Origin of the sequence: Serratia sp. TMDUHS_CL (assembly GCF_037137105.1) — a bacterium.
Lineage (GTDB): Bacteria > Pseudomonadota > Gammaproteobacteria > Enterobacterales > Enterobacteriaceae > Serratia > Serratia nevei.
Genome location: NZ_JBBBDV010000012.1, coordinates 130,572 through 146,639, shown reverse-complemented (window position 1 = coordinate 146,639; position 16,068 = coordinate 130,572). Strand labels below are relative to the sequence as shown.

General features: G+C 58.0%; 13 protein-coding genes. All 13 read left to right on the top strand.

The annotated features are described in order from the left end of the window. Window positions 1–4 precede the first annotated feature (4 nt). The 13 genes from WCL58_RS20260 to WCL58_RS20200 all read left to right on the top strand — a co-directional run bounded on the left by WCL58_RS20260 (window position 5) and on the right by WCL58_RS20200 (window position 16,054). Complete coding sequence (locus WCL58_RS20260; protein ID WP_100396830.1) at window positions 5–2,128, top strand: peptidase domain-containing ABC transporter; 2,124 nt, start codon at window positions 5–7, stop codon at window positions 2,126–2,128. Between the two features lie 70 nt (window positions 2,129–2,198). After that, window positions 2,199–3,293: an efflux RND transporter periplasmic adaptor subunit gene (locus tag WCL58_RS20255; RefSeq protein WP_249106094.1), complete on the top strand. Its 1,095-nt coding sequence runs from the start codon at window positions 2,199–2,201 to the stop codon at window positions 3,291–3,293. Further along, window positions 3,283–5,241 (top strand): ABC transporter permease, encoded by a 1,959-nt coding sequence (locus tag WCL58_RS20250; RefSeq protein ID WP_336851530.1) that lies wholly within the window; start codon window positions 3,283–3,285, stop codon window positions 5,239–5,241. Before WCL58_RS20255 ends, WCL58_RS20250 begins: the two co-directional genes overlap by 11 nt. Then, a complete protein-coding gene (locus tag WCL58_RS20245; RefSeq protein WP_336851529.1) occupies window positions 5,238–6,617 on the top strand; it encodes an efflux transporter outer membrane subunit in 1,380 nt (459 codons plus the stop codon). Before WCL58_RS20250 ends, WCL58_RS20245 begins: the two co-directional genes overlap by 4 nt. Window positions 6,618–6,619: 2 nt before the next feature. Continuing rightward, window positions 6,620–7,873 carry a beta-ketoacyl-[acyl-carrier-protein] synthase family protein gene (locus WCL58_RS20240; protein ID WP_060441331.1) on the top strand — a complete coding sequence of 418 codons (1,254 nt, stop codon included), beginning with the start codon at window positions 6,620–6,622 and terminating at the stop codon, window positions 7,871–7,873. An 11-nt stretch (window positions 7,874–7,884) separates the two neighbouring features. Continuing rightward, window positions 7,885–8,127, top strand: a complete 243-nt coding sequence (locus WCL58_RS20235; protein WP_060422950.1) for an acyl carrier protein — start codon at window positions 7,885–7,887, stop codon at window positions 8,125–8,127. 545 nt (window positions 8,128–8,672) lie between these two features. After that, window positions 8,673–9,221: a tyrosine-type DNA invertase gene (locus WCL58_RS20230; RefSeq protein WP_044030581.1), complete on the top strand. Its 549-nt coding sequence runs from the start codon at window positions 8,673–8,675 to the stop codon at window positions 9,219–9,221. A gap of 481 nt (window positions 9,222–9,702) precedes the next feature. Further along, complete coding sequence (locus WCL58_RS20225; protein ID WP_060441332.1) at window positions 9,703–10,224, top strand: fimbrial protein; 522 nt, start codon at window positions 9,703–9,705, stop codon at window positions 10,222–10,224. Window positions 10,225–10,320: 96 nt separating this feature from the next. Beyond that, a complete protein-coding gene (locus WCL58_RS20220) occupies window positions 10,321–10,998 on the top strand; it encodes a fimbrial biogenesis chaperone (RefSeq protein ID WP_087763664.1) in 678 nt (225 codons plus the stop codon). 106 nt (window positions 10,999–11,104) lie between these two features. After that, entirely contained in the window at window positions 11,105–13,654 is a 2,550-nt protein-coding gene (locus tag WCL58_RS20215) for a fimbria/pilus outer membrane usher protein (protein ID WP_336851528.1), read from the top strand. 10 nt (window positions 13,655–13,664) lie between these two features. Then, on the top strand, window positions 13,665–14,723 hold the full coding sequence (locus tag WCL58_RS20210; protein WP_227818439.1) for a fimbrial protein: 1,059 nt from the start codon (window positions 13,665–13,667) through the stop codon (window positions 14,721–14,723). Between the two features lie 56 nt (window positions 14,724–14,779). Continuing rightward, the gene (locus WCL58_RS20205; RefSeq protein ID WP_055313676.1) at window positions 14,780–15,307 is read left to right on the top strand and encodes a fimbrial protein; all 528 of its coding nucleotides are present in this window, start codon (window positions 14,780–14,782) and stop codon (window positions 15,305–15,307) included. 51 nt (window positions 15,308–15,358) lie between these two features. Next, window positions 15,359–16,054 carry a response regulator transcription factor gene (locus WCL58_RS20200; protein ID WP_055313677.1) on the top strand — a complete coding sequence of 232 codons (696 nt, stop codon included), beginning with the start codon at window positions 15,359–15,361 and terminating at the stop codon, window positions 16,052–16,054. Window positions 16,055–16,068: the final 14 nt, after the last annotated feature.

Here is a 16,068-nt window from a genome sequence, read left to right as displayed (position 1 = left end):
ACGTATGGAAAACATCCTTCCTACGCCGGTCTTGCAGAGCGAAATCAATGAGTGCGGGCTGGCCTGTATCGCCATGCTGGCGGAAACTCAGGGCATTCGCGCACCGTTGACGGAACTGCGGGAGCGTTATCCCGCTTCGCAGCACGGCACTTCGCTGGCGACGCTGTGCGCCATTTTGGGAGAGCTGGCGCTACCGGCTTATCCGGTGGCGTTTGAGCATCAGGATCTGGCGGCGCTGCCTTTACCGGCCATTTTGCATTACGGCGCAGGCCACTATGTGTTGCTGGCGTATCGCCAGGGGGGGTACGTATGCGTAATGAATCCGGCATTGGGGCAGCAACTGCTGCCGTACGCTGCCCTGAAAGCGGAAATCAGCGGTTATGCGTTGGTGCTGGATCGCGATGAGATACCGGCTGGTGCACCGGCCCCGCGCAGCGGCCGCCGGCGCGCTTTCGCCAGCTTAAGCCTGAAGGATACCGCCGGCATCGCCGGCATTTATCGCTTGGCGGCGATGACGTTTTTTATCTCGCTGACGCTGTTCATCATGCCGATGATGGTCGCCAGCGCGATCAATCAGGTGTTCGCCATGGCCGGCGAGGTCGCGTTCCCCTATGCCTACTATCTATTGGCGTTCGTGGCGTCCACGGCGTTGGCGCTGGTTGCTCGCATCTTTACCGAACGCTTCATCAAAAATTTCGTGTTGTTGCACGGCGCCGCCGGTTTTTCTCGCCTGCTGGAAAACTCGCTCAATTTCTTCAGCAAACGCGCCCCCGGCGAGATCTTCAGCCGTTTCACCAGTTGGCAGATGGCCGCCGGCCAGAAAATCGAACTGGATAACGGCCTGCGCACCGACTGGATCATTGGGGCCATCGCGCTGGCGGTGATGGGGTATCTGAGCCCGATGCTGGCACTGGTGCCGGTTGTCGGCGTGCTGCTGATGGGGGCGGTCAGCGTGTGGGCCATCTACCGCGATCGGCATTACACCCAGCAGCTGCAGGTACGAGGCGCGGTGCAAAATGACTTCATCCTGGAAACCATCCAGGGGTTTTCGACCATCAAGTCCGCCGGCCTGGCCGGCCAGCGGCAGGAAGGGTTCGCCGAACATGCCCGCTCGCTGTTCAACTGCCTGCAGCAGCAAAAGATCTATGAGCAGATAAAGGGCAGCATTTACCAGCTGATCGGCAGTCTGGAGATGGTGTTGTTCATGCTGCTGGCGTTGCCGCTGCTCAAGGAGGGCGAGCTCAGCCTGGGGGCATTCTTCGCCTACAGCTTTCTGCGCGAAATCTTTACCTCGTACAGCAGCAAGATCTTTTTCGCCGTTTTGCAGAAAAACCAGCTGCACGTCATCGATGAACGCGCGCGGGACCTGTTTCCTGCGGTATCCGTTCGGGCACCGTCTGAGGACGAAAGCGTGAGCCATTTTGACGCGCGGCTGGCGTATCGGGGGGTGACCTTCGCTTACGATGCCGGCCAACCGGTGTTGCGCGATTTGTCTCTGACGCTGGAACGGGGAGAGTGTATTGCCATTTGCGGCGGTTCCGGCGCGGGTAAAAGCACGTTGCTGAAGGTGCTCGCCTGCCTGCTGACGCCGCAGCAGGGGGCGCTGGCGCTGGATGGGCGCGTGCTGGCAAGCGCCGCCGCGCAGCGGCTGTTTTTCCTGCAAAGCCAGGAGGACATTCTGTTCAATGCCTCGGTGTTGCAGAACATCACGCTGTTCGCGCCGTCGGCGCCGGGCCAGCAACGGCAGGTGGAGCAGGCGCTGCGCAGCCTGGGGTTGGCGGACGCGGTGGCGCAGCTGCCGGGGGGCGTGAATGCCCTGGTGCGGGAGAGCCATGCCGGGCTGTCGCTGGGGCAACGCCAGCGTCTGTTGTTGGCGCGCGCCATGTACAGCCGTTGCCCGGTGTTGGTGCTGGACGAGCCGACGGCAAATCTGGATGAAAAGACCGCGGCGACGGTGATGTCGGCTCTGGTAGCGCATTGCCGTGAAAATCGTAAAACCCTGGTGACGGTCACCCATAATCCGCGGCTGTTGCCGTTGTTCGATCGGGTCTTGCGCATGTCCCAGGGGCGGTTGGTGCCTGAATTCCCCCATGACGTCAGGATGAATGATTGTGCTGCGGTGGAGTGACGAGTCCGGGAAGAGACGCTGGCGGCGAGTGGCGCTGGCGCTGGGCGTTTTGGTGGCGGTGGTTGGCGGGCTGTCGTTGCTGAATCGGTCTCCTGACATGCAACCACCGCAAACGGCGCGCGTTGAGCGCGGGGACATCGAAAAAAGCGTGTTGGCGACCGGTATTCTAAAACCGATCCGGCAGGTGAACGTTGGCGCACAGGTCAACGGGCAGTTGAAAAAACTGTATGTCAAACAGGGGGACAGGGTGACCCAGGGGCAGCTGTTGGCCGAGATAGATCCGACGCTGCAGCTTAACGAGCTGCGCAAGTCACAGGCCGAATTACGCAGCGCACAGGCACAGAAACTGGCGAGCCAGGCGCAGCTGAAGCAGTACCAGCTGGAACTGACGCGGCAAAGGGCGCTGGCGCGTGACCGCGCCGGCGTGGCCAGCGATTTGGAAAAAGCGCAGGCGCAGCGCGACGCGCAACTGGCGCAGTTGAAAGTGAACGAGTCGCAGATCGTCCAGGCTGAAGTGGCGCAGGAAACCGCCAGGGCCAATCTGGCTTTTACCCGTATTACCGCCCCTATCGACGGCGAGGTACTGGGCATTGTCACCCAGGAAGGGCAGACCATCGTCTCGTCGCAAAGCGCGCCGACCATTTTGGTGATGGCAGACGTGGATACCATGATGGTGCACACCCGCATATCGGAAAATGACATCTTGCAGGTGAAGACGGGGCAGCCGCTGTGGTTTTACGTCGCCGCCGATCCCAGCCGCCGATATGAGGGGGCCATGGGTGCGATACAGCAGGCGCCGGCGGAGGCGCTGGAAACCGACCCGCTGGGCAGGAATTCAAGCCAGCAAACGGCGGCGGTGTATTACAACGGCGTGTTTGCCGTCGCCAACGACGAACGCCGATTGCGCACCTCGATGACGGCGCAGGTATTTATCATTACCGAACGCGCGCAGGGCGTGGTGCGGGTGCCGATGGCTGCGCTGGGCGAGGCATTGGATGAAGGGGATTACCAGGTCAAGGTGTTGGATGGCGAGCAGACCGTGGTACGCCGAGTGCGTATCGGTACCCGCGATCGTCGCTATGCCGAAGTGCTGGAAGGGCTGAGCGCAGGGGAACGGGTGCTGCTGGATCAGCAGCCTGATGCGGAGGAAGGCCATGTCAGTTAACGCCGAGCCCATTATTGCGTTGGAAAACGTCTCGCGCGAGTTTCAGGCCGGGGAGCAGAAAATTGCGGTCCTCAAGCGCGTATCCCTGAGCATTCAGCGGGGGGAAATGGTCGCTATCGTTGGCGCTTCCGGTTCTGGAAAATCGACGCTGATGAACATCATCGGCTGTCTGGACAAGCCTTCTCAGGGCGATGTGTACATCAACGGGGTGGCTATTGGGCAAGCCGACGGCGATCGCCTGGCGCAGCTTCGCAGCCGGCATATCGGCTTTATCTTCCAGCGCTATCATCTGATGCCCTATCTGACCGCCGGCGAGAATGTGGCGATCCCGGCGTTGTATACCGCCATGCCGGCCGCAGAGCGCCGCCAGCGGGCAGCGTATTTGTTGGCTCGGCTCGGGTTGGCGCAGCGCGGCGGTCATCGCCCGGCGCAGCTTTCCGGTGGGCAACAGCAGCGGGTCAGTATTGCCCGTGCCCTGATGAACGGTGCGGAAATCATTTTGGCCGATGAACCGACCGGCGCGCTGGATAGCGCCAGCGGTCAGGCGTTGATGGCCATTTTGCACGAGCTGAACGCGGTCGGGCACACCGTCGTTATCGTGACGCACGATCGGCGGATCGCCGAGCAGGCACGGCGGATCATTGAGATCGGCGACGGCGAGATCGTGGCGGATCGTCGCCATGAGGCCTCCCGACTGCCTGCTACGTTCGAACGGCCGCTATCGCCGGTAGCCCCCCTGAAGCGCATGGCACCGGGTGTGGCGCTGAAAGAGGCTGTCGGTATGGCCTGGCGAGCATTGCTGGGGCATCGGGTCCGGGCCGTGTTGTCGATGCTCGGCATCATTATCGGCATTGCGGCGGTGGTCTCCGCCATCGCCATCGGGGAGGGCACACGGCGTAATATTCTCAAGGAAATCAGCCAGCTTGGCACCAGCACGTTGGAGATTCGCCCTGGCCTCGGGTGGGAAAAATCGCGCCCTGATTTCGCGCGTTCGCTGAGCGCGCGCGATGCTGCATTGTTGGCGGCGCTGCCTTACGTCGACAGCGTCTCGCCGGTGATTGGCACCCAACTGCTGGCCGTTCGCGAAGGCAAACAGGTGCCACTCGCCGTGATGGGCGTCGGCGAAGGGTATTTCCGCACGCAGGGCATTCGCCTGCTTTCCGGCGGCCTGTTAACCGCGCAGGATCTGAGTGAGCGTGCACCGGTAGCGGTGATTGATCCCTTGTTAAAGCAGGCGCTGTTTTCTTCCCGGCTAGACCCGGTAGGCGCGGTATTGCTGATAGCGGGCGTGCCTTATCGGGTGATTGGCGTCGCGCAGCGTCGCGGCGCTCAATACGCCGGCTCTCAACCGCTTGCCTGGCTGCCCTATACCTCCCTCACCGGCCGCATCGCCGGCGATATGCCGCTGGAATCCATTGTGATGCGAGTGAATGAAAAACTGACGCTGGAAGAGGCGGGGCGGGATGCGACCCGGCGTTTGATCGTAGAACACGGTCGGCGGGATTTCTTCACCCTGACCGACGATCAGCTGACGCAATCCATTCAGCGCGCCTCAGACTCCATGCAGTTGCTGATTACCGCGATTGCCGCCATCTCGCTGCTGGTGGGTGGTGTGGGGGTAATGAACATCATGCTGGTTTCGGTGACGGAACGGACCCATGAGATCGGCATTCGATTGGCGGTGGGCGCTGCTGAGAGAGACATTATGCGGCAGTTTCTGATCGAGGCGGTGGTGATCTGCAGCCTGGGGGGCGTGTTGGGGATCGCCTGCGCCGCGTTGGTTAAAGGGGCTCTGAGCGGATTGGCGCCGCAGGTGACGATGATCTTTACCTGGCCGCCGCTGTTGCTGGCCTGCGGATTCTCGGCGTTGATCGGTGTCGGGTTCGGGTTCTTTCCCGCTCGCACCGCCGCGCGCCTGCAGCCGGTGGAGGCGCTGGCGCGAGAATGAGCCGACTTTGGGTTTGTGGGCTGGTGATGCTGTCGCTGAGCGCCTGCGGATGGCGGCCGATCGACGCCACGACGCCACCGTCGTTGCCGCCGCAGTGGCGCGTGGTCGATGAGCGCTCCGGTTCACTGCGCGCGGGCATCGCCTGGTGGGAAAACTTCAACGATCCGCAACTGTCGGCGCTGATCGACGGCGTGCTGATTGCGAATCAGGATCTGGCGCTGGCCGGATTGCAGTGGCGTGAGGCCATGTTGGAGGCCGGATTAGCGCAGGGCAATTTGACGCCGGATCTGGCCGCCAGCCTGAGTGGCCGCAATACCCGAGCGCTGCGGGGCACGACTACGCCGCAGGAAAGCTACCGTGCAGGGCTTTCTCTGAGCTATGAACTGGATTTATGGGGCAAGCTGGCGCGCATTCGCGAACAGACAGAATGGCAGGCCGTCGCCTCGGCGTTGGACCGGCGCAATACCGCGTTGACCTTGATAGGTGCTACCGCGCGCGGGTATTGGCAGATTGCCGATTTGAATCAGCAAGTTATCCATCAGCAACGGATGGTGACGATCGCGCGTGAAACTTTGCGGCTGGTGGCGGCACGTCACACCGCGGGCGACGTTGGCCGATTCGAGCTGTTGCAGGCGGAACAGAACCTGTTGGCGAGAGAGAATCAGCTGCATGAGCTGGAGCGGCAGCGGGAAGACGCGCGTAACTCGCTGGCGTTATTGTTTGGGCGATCGCCGCTGCTGCGCTATAGCGAACGGCGTTCGTTGCCGCTTGAAGAGGTGGCTATCGCGCAGCGCCTGCCGGCGGCGGTGATTGCACGCAGGCCGGATGTTCAGGCGGCAGAGCGCCGCCTGAGAGCGGCGCTGGCCGGTGCCGAGGCGGCCAGGTTGAGTTTTTATCCGACGCTGAGCCTGGAAGCCGGGTTGGATGCCGGCAGTGGGCTTTTCCGCCAGTGGTTCAGTGAACCTTCGCGTTCGCTGGGGGCCACGTTGACGCTGCCGTTTATCGAATGGCGCAAGATGCGCTTGTCCAGTGACAAAGCGGTGTTGCAGGCGCAGCGGGCGGAGATTCAATTTCGCGATGCGGTCTACCGCGCGCTGGCCGATGTGGACAACGCCATGCGACAACGCCTGGAAGCACAGCGGCAAATCGGCAACCAGCGGCGGCATCTGGCGATGAGCCGGCAAGCCGTGGCGTTGGCGCGGCATCAATATCAGGCCGGTTCCGTCGCGCTGCAAACGCTGCTGGATGCGCAAGAGGCGGTGTTGACCAGCGAAAATTCGCTGTCGGCGCTGCAATACCGCTACCTGAACGCCACGATGCAGCTCTGGCTGGCGCTGGGCGGCAACGAGGCTTTCGCATCGGGGCAAGGAGAATAAGCATGGAGAAAATAAGACGAGTGGTGGTCACCGGTTACGGTGCCGTCACCGCGCTGGGCGGCAATGCGCAGCAAAACTGGCAGGCTATCATGGCCAGCCGCCTGGCCTATCGCTATCACGATAAATCGGCGGCAGGGATCCACGCGCGCTTTTTTGCTTTGCTGGAGTCTGAACCGCCGCTGGAGGGCGTTGCTGCGCGGGTAAGTCGCCGGCTACCCAGATTCGCCAGGTTGGCGCTTGCCGCCGCCGCAGAGGCGATCGAAATGGCGTTTTCATCCTCTTACAGGGGGCCTGCGCACTTTTATTCGTCGTTGGAGTGCGGGGCGATTATCGGCAGCGGCTGGGGAGGGCAGGATGAGATCATGCAAAACAATGCGGACTATCTGCAATCCGGATTGGGGCAGTTGTTTGGCTGTTTTCACGCGATGCCCAATATCGCGACCGCCATATGCGGCCAGCATTGGCTGCTACGGGGTTATCAAGGCTCGCCGGCGGCGGCCTGTGCGACTGGCGGCATCGCGATTGGCGATGCGTTTGAAGTGATTCGCAGCGGCCGCGCCGCAATGATGCTGGCCGGCGCGTCGGAATCGCTGAGCGGCAACGGTGCGATCTGGAATATGGATGCGTTGCGTTTGTTGAGCCGGGAGCAGAAAGATATCACCAAAGCCAGCTGCCCGTTCAGCCGGGATCGCAACGGTTTCGTCCTGGCGGAGGGGGCCGCCGTGTTATGCCTTGAGGAACGGGAAGCGGCTTTAGCGCGTGGTGCGACGATCCTGGGGGAGATCAAAGGGTACGGCAATTTTTCAGACGCTTTCGATCTTACCGCCCCGGCGGAGGATCAGCAGGCGAAAGTGAAAACCATACGACGGGCTTTAGAGCAGGCGCAGCTCGACAGCCATAAAATCGACTATATCAATGCGCATGGCACCTCTACGCTGCAAAACGATGTGAGCGAAACCGAGGCGATCAAGGCGGCTCTGGGGCGCGATGCTTACCGCACGCCGATTTCCAGCACGAAATCCTATACTGGGCATCTGCTTGGCGCATCCGGCAGTTTTGAGGCCATCGTCTGCCTGCAAGCGTTACAGCAACAAATGATGCCGGCAACCTGCCATTTGCACGAGACCGATCCCGAATGCGATCTTGATTATATTCGCGAGGGGCATCGGCATGGCCGTCTGCGTAATGTCATGAGCCTCAGCTTCGGTTTCGGCGGCGCCAATGCGGCGCTGGTATTTGGTTATCACAATGAATAGCGATAGGGCCTATGGAAAAGTATCATCGGTTATATGAGACGATTTGCGGCATGTTGTACGAAGCCAGAGGGCTGGAGAGAACGCAGCTGTCGGCAGATATGCCGCTGCAACAGCTTGGGCTGGACAGCCTGGATTATATGGAGCTGATGCTGGTGGTTCGGCGAGAATTCGGCATTACGCTCACTGCGGAAATGCTTATCGAACACCCTGAGTTGACGCTCGGTGAATTGTGCCACGTGATAATCCGTCAATAATTTCATCCCCCCAGGCGATCGCTTGTTGAGGTCAGGCCTGGGTTTTTTTCGTCTGTTGTGACTGCCATTTCATCTCTTACCCTTCCAGTTTCACTCTGTTATCGATATCCATAATTATTAATGCTTATCCGTCAGGTTAATATGAACCCGTGATGGCGGTTTTTCATTCTCATTTTGGCGGTGTTATTAATGGCGAGTGTTAATGACATGGCAATATTTTTTAGGAATATTCTTTGTTTTGCCGGTTAATTTATCAATCTTACGCCACATCGTGCCAGGCAGTGATAACGCAAGCTAAAGCAAACAGGAAGCCGTGTGGTGATAATGCCGGGAATCTGCGGAACCCATTCGCAAGAGCGACTCACAAGGGTGGTTGATGCCCGTGATAATAACGCCTGTCGCGCTGTTCGCATTCGGCAAATCCGCTATACTCCGCGCTGGATGCAGGAACCTATCCATAAGCCAGGGGCTACCCTGAGTGTCCATTGTGGTGACGTAAAAGGAAAATGACAGCCACATTTTTCCGAGCAAAGTAATGAGGTTGTATGTCTAATCGTAAACATCTGACGCCTTCCGAAGTGGAGAGACTGCTTGAGGTCACGCTGCAGGGAAAGAATCCAGAACGCGATTATTGTTTGATTTATATGTGTTTTATTCATGGGTGTCGCGCCAGCGAAATAGGGGGGTGGCGCTTATCGGATATCGATCTGGAAGGCGGTAATATCTATGTACATCGGTTGAAAAATGGCTTTTCCACCGTCCATCCGCTCTATCTGCGCGAAAGGCAATGTCTGCGGCGCTGGTTGGATAAGCGTCAACGGCACCGCTGGGCCGATCAAGAGTGGCTGTTCCTGTCCAACCGCGGTGGCCGTCTGTCGCGCCAACGTATTTACGGGTTGATTCGCCATTACAGCAAGGTGGCCAAATTGGAGGTCAACGCTCATCCACATATGCTGCGGCATGGCTGCGGATTTGCATTGGCGGACCGCGGTATCGACACCCGTTTAATTCAGGATTACCTCGGGCACCGAAATATCCAGAATACGGTGATTTATACCGCCAGCAATGCACAGCGCTTTAAGGAAATTTGGTAAGTGTGATTTAAGTTAATAACGATAAGGAGTCACTTTGAACTAAACTGAAACATACTGTAAGGACGCGTAAAAACAATGTCAATATTCCCATGCCCTCTTTCCTGCTTAAAGCTTAATTCTTTTTGAAAACAGTGTGTTGTGATTTTTTCTCGTATCCCCTACCTCCTCTTAATCTAAGCAAAATCCTAATCAAAAATCCGCGAATTTAAATCATTGAGTTTACGCCTTGGTTTTTTAGTCTGATTTAATATCACTTTGTTACTCAGCTGGTTTTAAATCCTGTTAAATGGGTTTTTATTGGTTTTAAAAACCAAAGGAGTCACTTTAGTTCAAAATGAATCGTTTGGGTGAATAAGCCCGAAGCCATTAATCAGTCTGGCTACGGCCCTTCACATTCATGGAACTAAATAAAAGGAATGACATTAAGGATATGTCGGAAATAAACCCCATGCATATTTTGCATAATTTTAAGGAAAGTAGGATGAAAAAGAATCTGTTGGCTGTAGCTGTATTGACCGCGTCCGCATTTATCCCCTCTGCATTTGCTGCTGACGGCGCGCTGAATATCACTGGCACCATTACCGATCAGTCTTGCACCGTCGATCCGGACTCCCAGAACAAGCAGGTCGCTCTGGGTAAGATTGCCAAAGACGCATTCACCCTGTCTAAAACCGCTGGCGCCAAAGCCTTCAACCTGGTGCTGAAAAACTGCCCGAAAACTGTGACCGGCGCCACCGTGCGTTTTGACGGTACTCAGGTGCAGGGGCAGTCCGGGCTGTTGCAACTGACCGGCGCCGGCACCGCTGGGGTCGCGGGCGGTATTGGCGTACAGCTGCTGGACGACGGCAGCAACGTGCTCAATATCGGCAACGATTCCCGCGTGTATGCGCTGGAAGAAAACAAAGACAACACCCTGGGCTTTGTCGCGCGCTATTTCGCTTATGACGACGTTTCCGTCGGTAGCGCTAACGCTACGGCCAACTTCACCATCGTTTATCAGTAAGGCTATGCCGTCACGGCGGCGAAACAGTTAGAAAAATGAGCCAGAGGGCGTGTTCTCTGGCTCTTGTTCATCGGTGATGGGAACGGGAAGAAAGAGATGAAAGCTGGATACTTTGCGCTGACGGCGGCGTTGTTGATGACGCTTTGGGCTCCGGTACAGGCCGGCGTGGTAGTGGGTGGAACGCGCCTCATCTATGACGGCGGTAAAAAAGAGTCTGCTCTGAATATCAACAATCCGGATGCGGTGCCTTATCTGATCCAATCCTGGGTCGATGCGCAAGAGGGCGATAGCGCGAAAGCACCTTTTATTATCACGCCGCCGCTATTTCGTTTAGACGGGGGCCAAAATAACCTGCTGCGCGTGGTACGTGCGGGCGGCAATTTACCGACGGACAGAGAGTCGCTGTATTGGCTGAATGTGAAGGCTATTCCTTCGGTGGAAAAGAAAGAGAACACGCTGCAAATTGCGATCAAGACCCGCATCAAGCTGATTTATCGCCCGCAGGGGCTCGTCGGCAATCTGGAAGAGGCGGCCGGTAAAGTGACGTGGCGGCGCAGCGGCGATCGTTTGCAGGTGACCAACCCTTCTCCCTACTACCTCACCTTTTTCAATTTGAAGCTGAATGGCCGCGCCATTACCGGCAACACCATGGTGGCGCCGCAGGCGAGCGCCAGTTTCCCGTTGCCGGCGGCAAGTGGCGCAGGTGGCAGCCTGAGCTGGCAAATCATCAACGACTATGGCGGCACCGGCCAGACCTTCACCAGCACGTTATAACCGGGCCGCGGTGCGTGTTTTTTTGCTCTGGGATAACGCTGGAGCAGGCGTTCGGCTTACCTGATTCTTCGTCGGGCCGAGCCAATCGGGACAGGGAGTTAAAAGGATGAATAACCCGAATTGCATTGGTTTACCAGGGGCGCGATCGGTTCTGGCCGGCCTGATATCTTGCCAAATGGCGCTGCTGAGCTTGATCGGCACGGCTCATGCGCGCGATTATTTCAACCCGGCGCTGCTGGAAATTGATAATCCGGCGCTGCGCGGCGCCGATCTCTCGGTGTTTGAGGAGAACAGCAGCCAGGCGCCCGGGAACTACCGGGTCGATCTTTACCTTAACGGCGAACAGATCGACAGCCTTGACGTCGAGTTTCGGCTTATGCCGGGAGCCGACGGGAAGCAAGCGCTGCAGCCTTGTTTCAGCACGGAAAAATTGGCGGAACTGGGCGTGAGGGTGGCCATGTTTCCGGCGATGGTGCCCGGGGATAGCTGCGTCAACCTGGCACAGACCATTCCACAGGCCTCTGCGGTATTCCTGTTCAATCAGCTGAGGCTGAATTTGAGCATCCCGCAAGCGGCACTGCGCTTGAATGCGCGCGACTACGTTTCCCCGGATAAATGGGACTCCGGCATACCGGCGCTGTTGGTCAATTACAACTTCAGCGGCGCCAATAACCAGATGCGCGACAGCGAACGGCAAAACAACAATAACTATTACCTCAATCTGCGCTCGGGCATCAACTGGGGCGCCTGGCGCCTGCGTAACTATTCGATCTGGAACCATTACACCGGCGGTTCTTCTTCCTGGCGCTCAATCAACACCTACCTGCAGCGCGATATCGTTGCGTTGCAAAGCCGCCTGACCCTGGGGGACAGCACAACGCCCAGCGATGTGTTCGATAGCGTGCAGTTCCGTGGGGGGCAATTGGCCTCTGAGGACGACATCCTGCCGGACAGCATGAAAGGGTACTCGCCGGTGGTGCGCGGGATCGCGCGTACTAATGCGCAAATCGTAATCCGGCAAAACGGCTATGTGATTTATCAAAGCTATGTGCCGCCGGGGGCATTTGAAATTACCGATCTGTATCCCACGGGCGGCAGCGGCGACTTGAATGTGAACGTGCGTGAGGCTGACGGCCAGGAGCAGCATTTTGTGGTGCCGTACGCCGTGGTGCCGGTATTGCAGCGCGAAGGGCGTTTTAAATACAGCCTGACCAGCGGGAAATACCGTTCATACGGCGGTGGCGTTGATGAACGCCCGTTCAGCCAGGCGACCGGGATCTACGGTCTTCCGTGGGGGGCCACGCTGTATGGCGGCGTGCAGGCGGCCAGTAAGTATCAGTCCCTGGCGCTGGGTTGGGGGCAGAACCTGGGGGCGGTGGGCGCGCTGTCTGCCGATGTCACCCAGGCCTGGACCAAGCAGGAAACCCGGCCGAAGGAGCAGGGGCAGTCATGGCGTTTGCGTTACGGCAAGAACTTCATTGAAACCGGCACCAACTTTAGTCTGGCCAGCTACCGCTATTCCACGCGCGGTTTTTATAACCTGCAAGAGGCGCTGGAGAGCTACGGCGGCAACAGCGCTATCTATAACGATCACAAGAAGAGTCGCGCCGAGCTGACGATGAGCCAAAGCCTGTGGGAGCAGGGGGGAACGTTGTCGCTCAGCTTGTTTAACGAAGACTACTGGGACGATAACCGCCGTTCGCAGTCTGTCAGCCTCAGCTACAACAACAGCTGGGAGGCCGTCAGTTACGGGCTGAATTACACCTTCAACCAGAACGGCTACGACAGTAACGGCAATCGCAGCAGTATTCGTGACCATATCGTAGCGTTCAACGTCAGCGTACCGCTCAGCAAATGGCTGCCGGGCAGCTATGCCACCTACAGCATGAACGCCAGCCGCAATGGCGCTACCAGCAATAACCTTGGGTTGAGCGGTACCGCCTTGCCGGGCAATAACCTCAACTACAGCATCAACCAGGGCTATACCGGCAGGGGCGTGGGGGCGAACGGCAATATTCAGGCAGACTACAAAGGCGCCCTCGCCGAGTGGAACCTGGGGTATGGCTACGATCGCCATCGCCGGCAGGTGAACTACGGCGTACAGGGTGGCGTTCTGGTGCACCAAAACGGCGTCACGCTGTCGCAGCCGCTGGGCGATACGGTGGCGTTGGTGCAGGCGCCCGGCGCGTCAGGGGTGGATGTCCTGAACCAAACCGGGGTGAGCACCGATTGGCGCGGCTATGCGGTCGTGCCTTACCTGACGCCTTACCGGCGCAATATCGTCGGATTGGACGGTGAATCTTTTGCTGAAGATGTCGACATGACGCTGAGCAGCCAAACGGTGATCCCAACCCGCGGCGCCGTGGTGCGTGCCCGCTTCAATCCGGACGTCGGTGCCCGCGTGTTGCTGACCTTGCTGACGCGCAGCGGTGACCCGGTGCCGTTCGGCGCCACCGTCAGCAATCTCAACAGCCCCTCTGACAATGCCGGCATCGTCGGCGACGGTGGCCAGGTTTATCTGGCCGGCCTGGCGGAGAGTGGGCAGCTGCGGGTGAAGTGGGGCAATGACGCGGCTCAGCAATGTCAGGTCAACTATCAATTGGCTAATCAGCTCGAGAGCGGTGGGATTCGTCTCGTTAACGGGCAGTGTTTATAAGGTACATATGATGGCGACAGGAATATCGATTCAACGAGGGATCATCGTCGGCGGGCTATTGGCGTGCGCAACGTTCAGCGCACCACAAGTACAGGCGGCTTTCGGGCAGTGTGCTCCTATTTCGGGGACTCATGGGTTTTCATTCCTCTTTTCCCCGGTTTTAACCGACCCGTCGCAAAACGTAGTGGGGCGGATTATTAAGAATGCTGACGGCGGCAACTGGAATTTGCCCGGTTCTTATCGGGTGAAGTGCGAATGCCAGACGCGTACGGCGTCTTATGTCACCGCCAAAATGCTGCTGAGCGAGCCAGTATTCAGCAGCGGGGGGTTAACGTATTACGCGTTGAATGAATACCTGGGGGTCGCGAGCGAAGTTTTCGTGGCGGGATATCGCAATGAGTTTATTGCCGCACCGTTCACCAATGAGTCTAACTTTAAGACCGATATGGATGGCGATGACGAATCCTGTGCCAGCACGCCCTACAACAGCGGCGCTCGCGGGCGAATTCATCTGTATTTCCGCCGCCCTTTCGTTGGCGTGACCACAATCCCCAGCACCCGCCTGGTGGACACCTATGTCTCGGTGGCGAGTGGCGTGAAAAGCGATGTGCCGGTCTCCACGATATCAATGAGTGGCACCGTCACCGTGCCGCAGAGTTGTGTTATCGATCCGCAAGTGGTTACGGTCAATTTTGGCGACATCTTGACCTCGAATATCCAAACCAAGGGCGCGATGCCGCCCCGTTTTACTCCAGAAGAGAGAACGCTGACGCTGGCCTGTCGCAATATTTCCGCCGGCGTCAAGGTCAGCCTGTCATTCCGCGGCGAGGCTGACGGCAGCATGCCTGAGGCGCTGAAAACCAGCAATCGCGACATTGGCGTGATGATTAAGGATATGCAGGGCAATGTGATTCGGCCTCAGAGCGGGCGCTTGCCAATCGATAACTTCCAATATCCCAATCAGAGTGGCAGTTCACGGATCAGCATCTATCCGATCAACACCACCGGCCAGCTCCCTGCCGTCGGGCAGTTCAATGCAACGGCGACCATTCAGGCAGAAATTCAATAAACGGATATTTCAACGGTAGCGGGCCGTGCCCGGCGTTTAACGAGAAGGAATAAAGTATGGGGAAGGTTATTAGCGGTATCAGCTGCAAATTGGCGCTGGCTGGCCTGTTGCTCTTGGCCATGCCGACAGCGCAAGCCACATCAAAACTAGTCATTACCGGCAACATCAAAGCGGCGCCCTGCGAAATCGACGGCGCAAACGGCTCGATTTCGGTCAATCTGGGGGATGACATTTCCGCCGCCGTCCTGGCGACCTCCGGGGCCTCCAGCCCTTGGGTGGAGTTCCCTTTGACGCTAAAAAACTGTCCGAGTACCACCACGTCGGTTGTCGCGACCTTCAGCGGGACGGCCGCTGAGGAAAGCACCAGCTTATATAAAAGCACCGGCGGTTCTCGTCGGGTCCAAATTGAATTGCAAAACAACCAGGGAGCGAACTTGGGCAATGGCAAGAGCATGACCCAGTCAGTTAATCAGGCGACGCATGAAGCCAAATTCAATTTGCGGGCGCGGGCATACAGCACCAATGGCGGTTCTACACCTGGCTCGATAGAGGGTGTCCTGCAGGTCACTTTTGTCTATCAGTAGACAAAAAGACCGTCCTAAGTGGAATGCTAACGACAGATTTAAGGTGATGATATGAATAGTAATTATCCATCAAGAGCGACTTTGGCGGCCGGTAAGGCAACGACGGGGGCCGTGGCCATCATGGAGCCCTGCCTCATCACGGCGTTGGGGATGAGAAATCGCTTGATTGAGTCCTGCGGCCTGCAGCCCGACAACGTTCGGCAGGTGACGAACCTGGTGGCATTGAGAACCTTATTCACTCAGCATGTGCACCGCTTATTGGTGATGGATTTGTGCGGTAAATCAGAGTCGGTATTGGACGGTTTCCGGTTGATCGCTGAAGTCCGCGAAAACTCGCCGGACACCGCGATAGTCATTTGCACGGCGCTGGATGAACCCAGACTGCTGCGGCAACTGATCGCCTCCGGCATCAGCGGCCTGATGTTGAAGCAGGAGCCGGCCATTGCGTTGACTCACTGCGTCCAACAGGTTTTGACGGGCTGCAGCAGTTTCAGCCATCGGGTGCGTCAACGTCAGTTGCATGAAGCGACGGCTGACAAGCCCCTGACGGCGAAGGAGTTGGATGTGCTGACCCAGCTGTTTTCCGGTAAAAGCGTAACCAACGTGGCGTTAACGATGTGCCGTGATATACGCACCGTCAGCACCCATAAACGCAATGCGATGTTGAAGTTGGGATTTCACAGCGATGGGGAATTGTACCTTCAGGGGAAATGGATGGCTGCGCAAGGTTCATCCTTTGTTCGTTAGGCATGCGCGAAATG

Bases quoted from the DNA above. Each gene is read 5' to 3' on its own strand.
- WCL58_RS20200 (WP_055313677.1), top strand. From the start codon at position 15,359: ATGAATAGTAATTATCCATCAAGAGCGACTTTGGCGGCCGGTAAGGCA.
- WCL58_RS20230 (WP_044030581.1), top strand. From the start codon at position 8,673: ATGTCTAATCGTAAACATCTGACGCCTTCCGAAGTGGAGAGACTGCTT.
- WCL58_RS20260 (WP_100396830.1), top strand. From the start codon at position 5: ATGGAAAACATCCTTCCTACGCCGGTCTTGCAGAGCGAAATCAATGAG.
- WCL58_RS20215 (WP_336851528.1), top strand. From the start codon at position 11,105: ATGAATAACCCGAATTGCATTGGTTTACCAGGGGCGCGATCGGTTCTG.
- WCL58_RS20210 (WP_227818439.1), top strand. From the start codon at position 13,665: ATGGCGACAGGAATATCGATTCAACGAGGGATCATCGTCGGCGGGCTA.
- WCL58_RS20245 (WP_336851529.1), top strand. From the start codon at position 5,238: ATGAGCCGACTTTGGGTTTGTGGGCTGGTGATGCTGTCGCTGAGCGCC.
- WCL58_RS20220 (WP_087763664.1), top strand. From the start codon at position 10,321: ATGAAAGCTGGATACTTTGCGCTGACGGCGGCGTTGTTGATGACGCTT.
- WCL58_RS20240 (WP_060441331.1), top strand. From the start codon at position 6,620: ATGGAGAAAATAAGACGAGTGGTGGTCACCGGTTACGGTGCCGTCACC.
- WCL58_RS20205 (WP_055313676.1), top strand. From the start codon at position 14,780: ATGGGGAAGGTTATTAGCGGTATCAGCTGCAAATTGGCGCTGGCTGGC.
- WCL58_RS20235 (WP_060422950.1), top strand. From the start codon at position 7,885: ATGGAAAAGTATCATCGGTTATATGAGACGATTTGCGGCATGTTGTAC.
- WCL58_RS20250 (WP_336851530.1), top strand. From the start codon at position 3,283: ATGTCAGTTAACGCCGAGCCCATTATTGCGTTGGAAAACGTCTCGCGC.
- WCL58_RS20225 (WP_060441332.1), top strand. From the start codon at position 9,703: ATGAAAAAGAATCTGTTGGCTGTAGCTGTATTGACCGCGTCCGCATTT.